The sequence below is a fragment of the Actinomycetota bacterium genome (genome assembly GCA_012837825.1).
GTDB lineage: Bacteria > Actinomycetota > Humimicrobiia > Humimicrobiales > Humimicrobiaceae > Humimicrobium.
Map to the genome: position 1 here is coordinate 1 of DUQM01000012.1, position 7499 is coordinate 7499.

The window sequence follows — 7499 nt, forward strand, 5'->3', positions numbered from 1 at the left end:
CTCATGATATTTCCGTTAGATGCTTCCGGTGCAAACGCTCTATATGAGGAAGTTGTCGCTAAGGGAATACCTGTTATTAATTATGGTGCAGCAACACAAACTCCCACTCCTGCTTCTTTTACAGTTGCCACCAACGTAAAAGCAGCTGCAATGATAGCAACTGAAAAAGTTATCGAAGCAATGGGCGGAAAGGGCGGAATATTAAACGTGCTTGAGGTTGTAACTGATCCTAATACTATTCTCAGAAAAGAAGGTGTTGAAGAAGCAGTCGCGAAATATCCTGATGTAACCATAGTCCAAACCATCGGAGACATGAATGCAGTTGAGCAGTGCATTGAAAAAATCAGCAATGCTTTGGCTGCACAAGGTGATAAAATAAACGGTATAGTAACAACAGGGTATAATCCAACTGTTGCTGCTGCTACCATATTGTCAGAAATGAAAAATGATAAAATAGCATTTGTTGGTATTGATGATGACCCTGTTGTTTTAAAAGCTATTGAAGAAGGATATATAACAGGAACATTTAACCAGAATCCTTATCTGCAGGGTTATGCTGTGCCGGTACTGCTTGAATATTTAATCGATGGCATGGAAACAAAGGAAGACTATGTATTTATTGATTCTTCCGGAGTAGTAATAACAAAAGACAATCTGGACAGCTTTATGGATCTACTCTGGGGTGCCGCTGATGATTTGGTTAAAAACGCAAAAACTACTTATTTTAAATAATTACTGATATTTAACAGGAGGAATATCCGGTGTTAACGATAAGTAATATTAGCAAATCTTTTCCAGGTGTAAGAGCTTTGGATGATGTTTCTGTTGAATTTATAAGTGGAGAAATCCATGCTCTTCTTGGGGAAAACGGTGCTGGAAAAAGTACTTTGATGAAAATTATTGGAGGTGTCTACAAGCCTGATACAGGTAAAATGTTCTTTGATGAAAAAGAGCTGGTGCTCAGCAGTTATATAGATGCCCTCTCAAAGGAAATAAGCATGGTTAATCAGGAGCTTCAGGTTCTGCCAAACTTTAGTGTTGCGGAAAATATTATGCTTGATAAGATGATTACCTTCAGAAAAACTCCCATATTAAATTGGAAAGAAATAAACCTGGTTGCTAAAAAATATCTTGATATGATAGACCTGGATGTTCCTCCTACAAAACTAATCGGTGAATTAAGTGTCGCACAGAAACAAATGATAGATATTGCCAAATCTCTGGCTTCCAAATCAAAAATACTTCTTCTTGATGAACCGACTTCTGCTATTTCTGAAACAGAAGCTGAAAAACTATTTGAAATTCTTAGAAATTTAAAGAAAAAAGGAATAATCATTCTTTTTGTTACACATAAACTGGAAGAAGTTTTTAAAATATGCGATAAGGTAACTGTTCTGAGAGACGGAAAAAAAATCGATACAAAAATGATAAATGATGTAGAGAAACAGGACCTGGTAAAAATGATGATAGGCAGAAAAGAAAAGATAGAATCTTTCCGAAATAATAACATGGATAAAAGCACTTTAGTTATGGAAGTAAAAAATATCGTCAAGCAAAAAAAATGTGAAGATGTAAGCTTTAAGCTTTATAAAGGTGAGATTCTGGGATTTTACGGACTTGTGGGTTCAGGAAGGACTGAGCTTGCGCGCCTGATAATAGGCGAAGACAAAAAACAGAGCGGAGATATTTTCATAAACGGCAAAAAAATTAAAGTTAGATCCATAGCAGACGGTCTTTACAAATACCGGATCGGTTACGTAACTGAAAACAGAAAAGAGGAAGGTCTGCTCTTAAACAGTACAATACTTAATAATATAGGTATAACTATATGGCCGAAAATTGCAGGAAAGATATTAAGATTTATAAGTATTCAGAAAGAAAGAAAACATGCAAAAAAAATGGTGCAGCAGCTGGATATAAAAGCAACCAGCATTAACCAGCTTGTTCAGAAGCTAAGCGGTGGCAATCAGCAAAAAGTAAGCATAGCCAAATGGCTGGGAGCAGATTGCAACATCATTATTTTCGACGAACCTACTATAGGGGTTGATATAGGAGCAAAGGAATATATACATAAACTAATTTTCAATTTGGCAAATATTGAAGGAAAATCCATAATACTTATTTCTTCCGATATGCCTGAAATAATAAAGCTTGCAAACAGGATATATGTTTTCAGAGATAAAAAGATCGTTGGAGAAATTGAAGAAGTAAATAAAGATGAAGATAGTTACAATATCGTAAGTAAAGAACTGGGAAATTACTATACATAAAAATGAGTTATGGTTATACAGGTAAAATTTTAAGAATCAATTTATCAGAACGGAATTTTTCAGTAGAAAAACCGGATGATAAATTTTACAGAAAGTATTTTGGCGGCTCATGCATGGGCGCTTATTTCATTTTAAAAGAATTAAATCCTCTGGCTGACCCTTTCTCTTCAGATAATCTGCTGATTTTCTCAACTTCGCCAATAACCGGGATTGACTGCTCTGGAACAGCCATGCATAATGTTATTACCAAATCCCCTTTAACCGGCCTTATTGCCGAAAGTACGACACCGGGATACTTCGGTCCTATGATTAAAAGAGCCGGATTTGATGCAATAATCATTAAAGGAAAAGCAACGGAACCGGTTTACCTTTTAATTGAAAATAGCAATATAAAAATTTTAAAAGCCAATGATCTATGGGGAAAAACAACTTCCCATGCATATGGCAGTTTGAGAAAAAAACACGGAAAGGAAGGAAGCATTGCCGTTATAGGACCAGCAGGAGAAAATCTTGTAAGGTATGCTTCCATCGTAAATGATAATCTTTTTATAAGTTCACGTTGCGGCACCGGAGCAGTAATGGGATCCAAAAATCTTAAAGCCATTTTTGTAAAGGGAAACAATGATATAGCTATTTTTGATGATAAGAGCCTTAAAAAAATTTCAGCACATTTTAAGAAAAATTTTCTTGATAATCCTCTTAATAAAGCACAGTACGGCCCGGCAGGCAATGCAGGGTATCTTAAAAAAATGTCTGATGAAGGTATGCTTTCAGCGAAAAACTTTCATTTCACCCACTTTAAATATTCTTCCGATATAGATGGATTTTCACTTATTAAAAATCAAAAAACAGACAATATAAACTGTTTTAACTGTCTTGGCGGCTGTAAAAAAAATGTACCGGGATTTAAGAATAAAGGTTTAAATACTTCCTTTGGACTTATAGAGCTTGAAAGCCTTTCTTCATCAGTTTACAACCTTTTAATAAAAGAACCTGAGGCGGCATTAAAAATATGGGAATTAATATGTGAATATGGTTTGGATGGAACTTCGCTCGGGATTACGCTGGGATTTGCTATTGAATGCTTTGACAACGGCCTTATTACTAAGCAGGATACCGGGGGCATAAACCTAAAATGGGGTGACTGTGATTCAGTAATTGAATTAATCTGCCTGATAGCAAATAAAAAAGGTATAGGGGAAATATTATCACAAGGAACCAGGATTGCCTCAGAAAATATAAAAGGTTCTAAAGAATTTGCCATGCATGTCAAAGGCCTGGAAATACCCAGCCATGATCCTAGGACAAAACAGATGCTCGGATTAGGCTATGCTGTATCTCCCATAGGGCCATATTATACAGTGGTCGAGCATGATACTGATTTTGATTTCAAAGCCGATCAGTTGTTCATGGACAAAGTCGCTCCTTTAACGATTTATGAAAGACTGGAAGCTGAAAGTCTTTCAGACCAGAAAGTAAGAATGTTTTACTTCCTGCAGCCTGCTTTTTCCATGATGGATGCTTTGTGCGGCTGCATCTTTGCATTTTCCCCTGTCAGATTCTTCGATTTCAGCTACCTTGTCAGCATAGTGGACGCAGCTACAGGATGGGAAAGCTCCTTGTTTGAATTATTTAAATTAGGAGAAAAAAGAATAGGCATGTATAAGCTTTTTGCACAGAAAGTCGGAATTGATTCAGAAGACGATGTTTTGCCTGAAAGATTTTTCCGGCCTATTGAAAACGGACCGAAAAAAGGTATAAGAATCAATAAAAAGGAATTTACTGATGCAAGAGATCTATATTACAAGATAGCCGGTTTTAATAAAGATGGCAGTCTTTCAAATGCAAAATTGCTGGAACTTGATCTGATGGAATTTGTAAAATAAAAACATACTGTTTTAAAAAATCAAATAAAAACTGATTATATTTAATATATTAAGAACAATGCTTTAAATAATGGAAGAATTGAGGATCTTGCACCGGGCGGAGGATTTATATTCGCCCCTATCCACATTATTCAAAGCTCTGTTCCTCCACAAAACACTGAAGCATGGTGGGAAACTTTACAGCAATATGGAATTTATAATTAAAAAGCAATCAGAAGAAGGTAATGAATGAACTCCAGAGAGAGAGTCAGAATGGCTGTAAACCATAAGACACCTGATAGAATTCCTATTGATCTGGGAAGCATGAGATCATCAGGAATTGCAAGTATCGCCTATAACAACCTGCTAAAAAAACTTGGTATAAAAACAATATTTCCAACCAGAATGTATGATTTCATACAACAACTCGCCTACCCTGACAAAAGCATAATGGAACTATTCCATATTGATACAATTGATGCAGGTCAGGCTTTTTTACAGGATATAAATGAGTGGAAAGAGTGGGAATTAGACGATGGTTCAAAATGTATTATCCCAAAATTTTTAAACATAGAATTTGGTGAAGATGGTACGGTTTACTTATTATCAGACGAAAATGAAAAACTTGGAAAAAAACCAAGAACATCTCTATATGTTGACCAATGTTTCTGGGTATACAAAGATCTTCCATGCATACCTGATAATTTTAAGGATAAGGATTTAAGCAGGCATGTATGGGCAATACCTTCTCCCCCATGGCATCTTGACATTTTCAATAATGATATTTACCTCAAATTTATAAATACCATTAAGGACCTTTATGAAAGTACAGACTATTCAATAGTGCTTTCGGTGGGTTGCAATATGTTCGAAACCGGTACTTTTCTAAGAGGCATGGAAAACTTCATGATGGATATGTATTCAGACAAATTAAAAACAAAAAAACTGTTAGACAAATTGGTTGAAATAAATATTATAAAACTTGAAAGAATAATTTCGGGTGTGGGGAAATATATTGATTTTCTTCAATTCGGTGACGATCTTGGCGGACAAAGCGGTGCTTTTATGTCTCAAGAAATTTATCAGGAAGTATTCAAACCCAGACATAAAAAAATGTGGGACTTTGTCCATAAAAACAGCAACTGCAAGGTATTTCTTCATTCTTGCGGCTCAATCTACGAACTGCTACCGGATCTCATTGACGCAGGACTTGATGTTATCAATCCTGTGCAGACCACTACAAGAAACATGGAGCCTGAAAAATTAAAAAGAGAATTTGGCAAAGATATCGTTTTCTGGGGAGGATGCTGCAATACAAGGGATATTCTTGCCAAAGGAACGCCGGAAGAAATAAAAAATGATGTAAAAAAAAGAATAAGCATATTAGGAGAAAATGGGGGTCTTGTCTTTAATCAGATACATAATATTCTGGCTGATGTTCCTCCTGAAAATATCATCGCCATGCTAGAAGCTGCGTATGAATATGGAAAATATTAATTTATATTAGTAGAAAGGCAAATTTCTATGGAAAAGTACAAAATCCATCAGACAAACAGATTAAAAGGAAGACTTCCTAAAATCGGAATCAGACCTACTATAGATGGCAGAAGAAGAGGAGTAAGAGAATCATTGGAAGACCAGACTATGGGAATGGCAAGAGCTGCAGCAGATATTTTAACCAAAAACTTAAAACATTCCAATGGCCTGCCAATAGAGTGTGTTATTGCTGATACAACAATAGGGGGTGCCGCAGAAGCAGCAATGGCAGCTGAAAAATTTGAAAATGAAGGAGTAGGGCTTTCAATAACAGTTACGCCCTGTTGGTGTTATGGTTCAGAAACAATAGATATGGATCCATTTATTCCAAAGGCTATCTGGGGCTTTAACGGCACCGAGCGTCCGGGAGCAGTTTATCTGGCTGCATCGCTGGCCGCTCATTCCCAGAAAGGTATTCCTGCATTCGGGATATACGGCAGAGATGTCCAGGACCTGAATGATACAAGAATCCCCGATGATGTAAAAGCAAAACTACTGCAATTTGCAAAATCAGGTATTTCGGTAGCAACAATGAGAGGGAAGTCATATCTTGCAATCGGGAGTGTTTCAATGGGTATAGCAGGTTCCATAGTAGATTCAGCTTTTTTTGAAGATTATCTGGGAATGCGATGTGAATATGTGGATATGACAGAAATCGTAAGAAGAATTGAAGAAGAGATATATGATAAGAAAGAGTACGAAAAAGCACTGGAATGGGCCAGGAAAAATTGCAGAGAAGGTGCAGATAATAATCCTCCGGAAAAACAGAAATCCAGGAAAGAAAAAGACAAGGACTGGGAATTTATTGTTAAAATGACTATGATCTGCAGAGATCTTATGATTGGAAATCCAAACCTGGATAAATATGGCTTCTGGGAAGAGGCTCTCGGACATAATGCAATTGCAGCGGGATTCCAGGGTCAGAGAAACTGGTCCGATCATTTCCCTAATGGCGATTTTATGGAAACGATTTTAAATAGCTCGTTCGATTGGAACGGTATTCGGGAACCATATATAATGGCCACAGAAAATGATGCCCAGAATGCAATAACAATGCTTTTCGGACATCTTTTGACTGACAGCGCCCAGATCTTTACAGATGTCAGAACTTTCTGGAGTCCTGAAGCAGTAAAAAGAGTTACCGGCTATAATCTTGAAGGTTATGCTGAAAAAGGAATAATCCATTTAAGCAACTCTGGTGCCGCCTGTCTTGACGGTACCGGACAGCAGGAGTTAAATGGTAAACCTGCCTTAAAACCTTTCTGGGATATTGCAGACGAAGAAGTAGAAAAATGTCTTTCCAATTCCTTGTTCAGGCCCGCTTCCATTGATTATTTCAGGGGAGGAGGATTTTCCAGCAATTTTTTAACAAAAGGAGAAATGCCTGTTACTATGATAAGGCTAAATCTTGTAAAAGGCCTTGGCCCCATGCTGCAGATAGCTGAAGGTTATACTGTCCAGTTACCTGAAAAAGTTAATAAAACTCTAGTTGACAGAACTGATCCTACCTGGCCAACAACCTGGTTTGCCCCAAGATTAACAGGAAGTCATGCTTTCATAGATACTTACAGTGTTATGAATAACTGGGGAGCCAATCACTCAGTAATAAGCTATGGTCACATCGGCTCAATGCTTATTACGCTTGCTGCAATGCTTAGAATACCTGTTGCCCTTAGCAATGTAGAGGAAGATAAAATTTTCAGACCCAGCACCTGGTCAGCTTTTGGAACTTCCTGCCCCGAGAGTGCAGATTATAACGCATGCAGAACTTATGGTCCTTTATATAAGTAATATAAAAATTTATAAATATTAAATTTTTAAAAAATAA

Annotated in this window: 5 protein-coding genes; all 5 read left to right on the forward strand. The window is 36.9% G+C overall.

What is annotated here, in order from left to right; genetic code table 11:
- Nucleotides 1-732 (forward strand): sugar ABC transporter substrate-binding protein (locus GXZ93_01055; GenBank protein ID HHT78380.1); only part of this gene is annotated, 732 nt, incomplete at its 5' end.
- Between the two features lie 29 nt (nucleotides 733-761).
- The gene (locus tag GXZ93_01060; protein ID HHT78381.1) at nucleotides 762-2270 is read left to right on the forward strand and encodes a sugar ABC transporter ATP-binding protein; all 1509 of its coding nucleotides are present in this window, start codon (nucleotides 762-764) and stop codon (nucleotides 2268-2270) included.
- 2 nt (nucleotides 2271-2272) lie between these two features.
- Complete coding sequence (locus GXZ93_01065) at nucleotides 2273-4156, forward strand: hypothetical protein (GenBank protein HHT78382.1); 1884 nt, start codon at nucleotides 2273-2275, stop codon at nucleotides 4154-4156.
- 228 nt (nucleotides 4157-4384) lie between these two features.
- Nucleotides 4385-5632 carry a methyltransferase gene (locus tag GXZ93_01070; GenBank protein HHT78383.1) on the forward strand — a complete coding sequence of 416 codons (1248 nt, stop codon included), beginning with the start codon at nucleotides 4385-4387 and terminating at the stop codon, nucleotides 5630-5632.
- A 27-nt stretch (nucleotides 5633-5659) separates the two neighbouring features.
- Nucleotides 5660-7462, forward strand: coding sequence for an L-fucose isomerase (locus GXZ93_01075; protein HHT78384.1), 1803 nt, complete (start codon nucleotides 5660-5662; stop codon nucleotides 7460-7462).
- Nucleotides 7463-7499 lie beyond the last annotated feature (37 nt).

What these genes read in the sequence shown, in the direction of transcription:
- GXZ93_01065 (HHT78382.1), top strand. Translation starts at nt 2,273, where the DNA reads ATGAGTTATGGTTATACAGGTAAAATTTTAAGAATCAATTTATCAGAA.
- GXZ93_01070 (HHT78383.1), top strand. Translation starts at nt 4,385, where the DNA reads ATGAACTCCAGAGAGAGAGTCAGAATGGCTGTAAACCATAAGACACCT.
- GXZ93_01075 (HHT78384.1), top strand. Translation starts at nt 5,660, where the DNA reads ATGGAAAAGTACAAAATCCATCAGACAAACAGATTAAAAGGAAGACTT.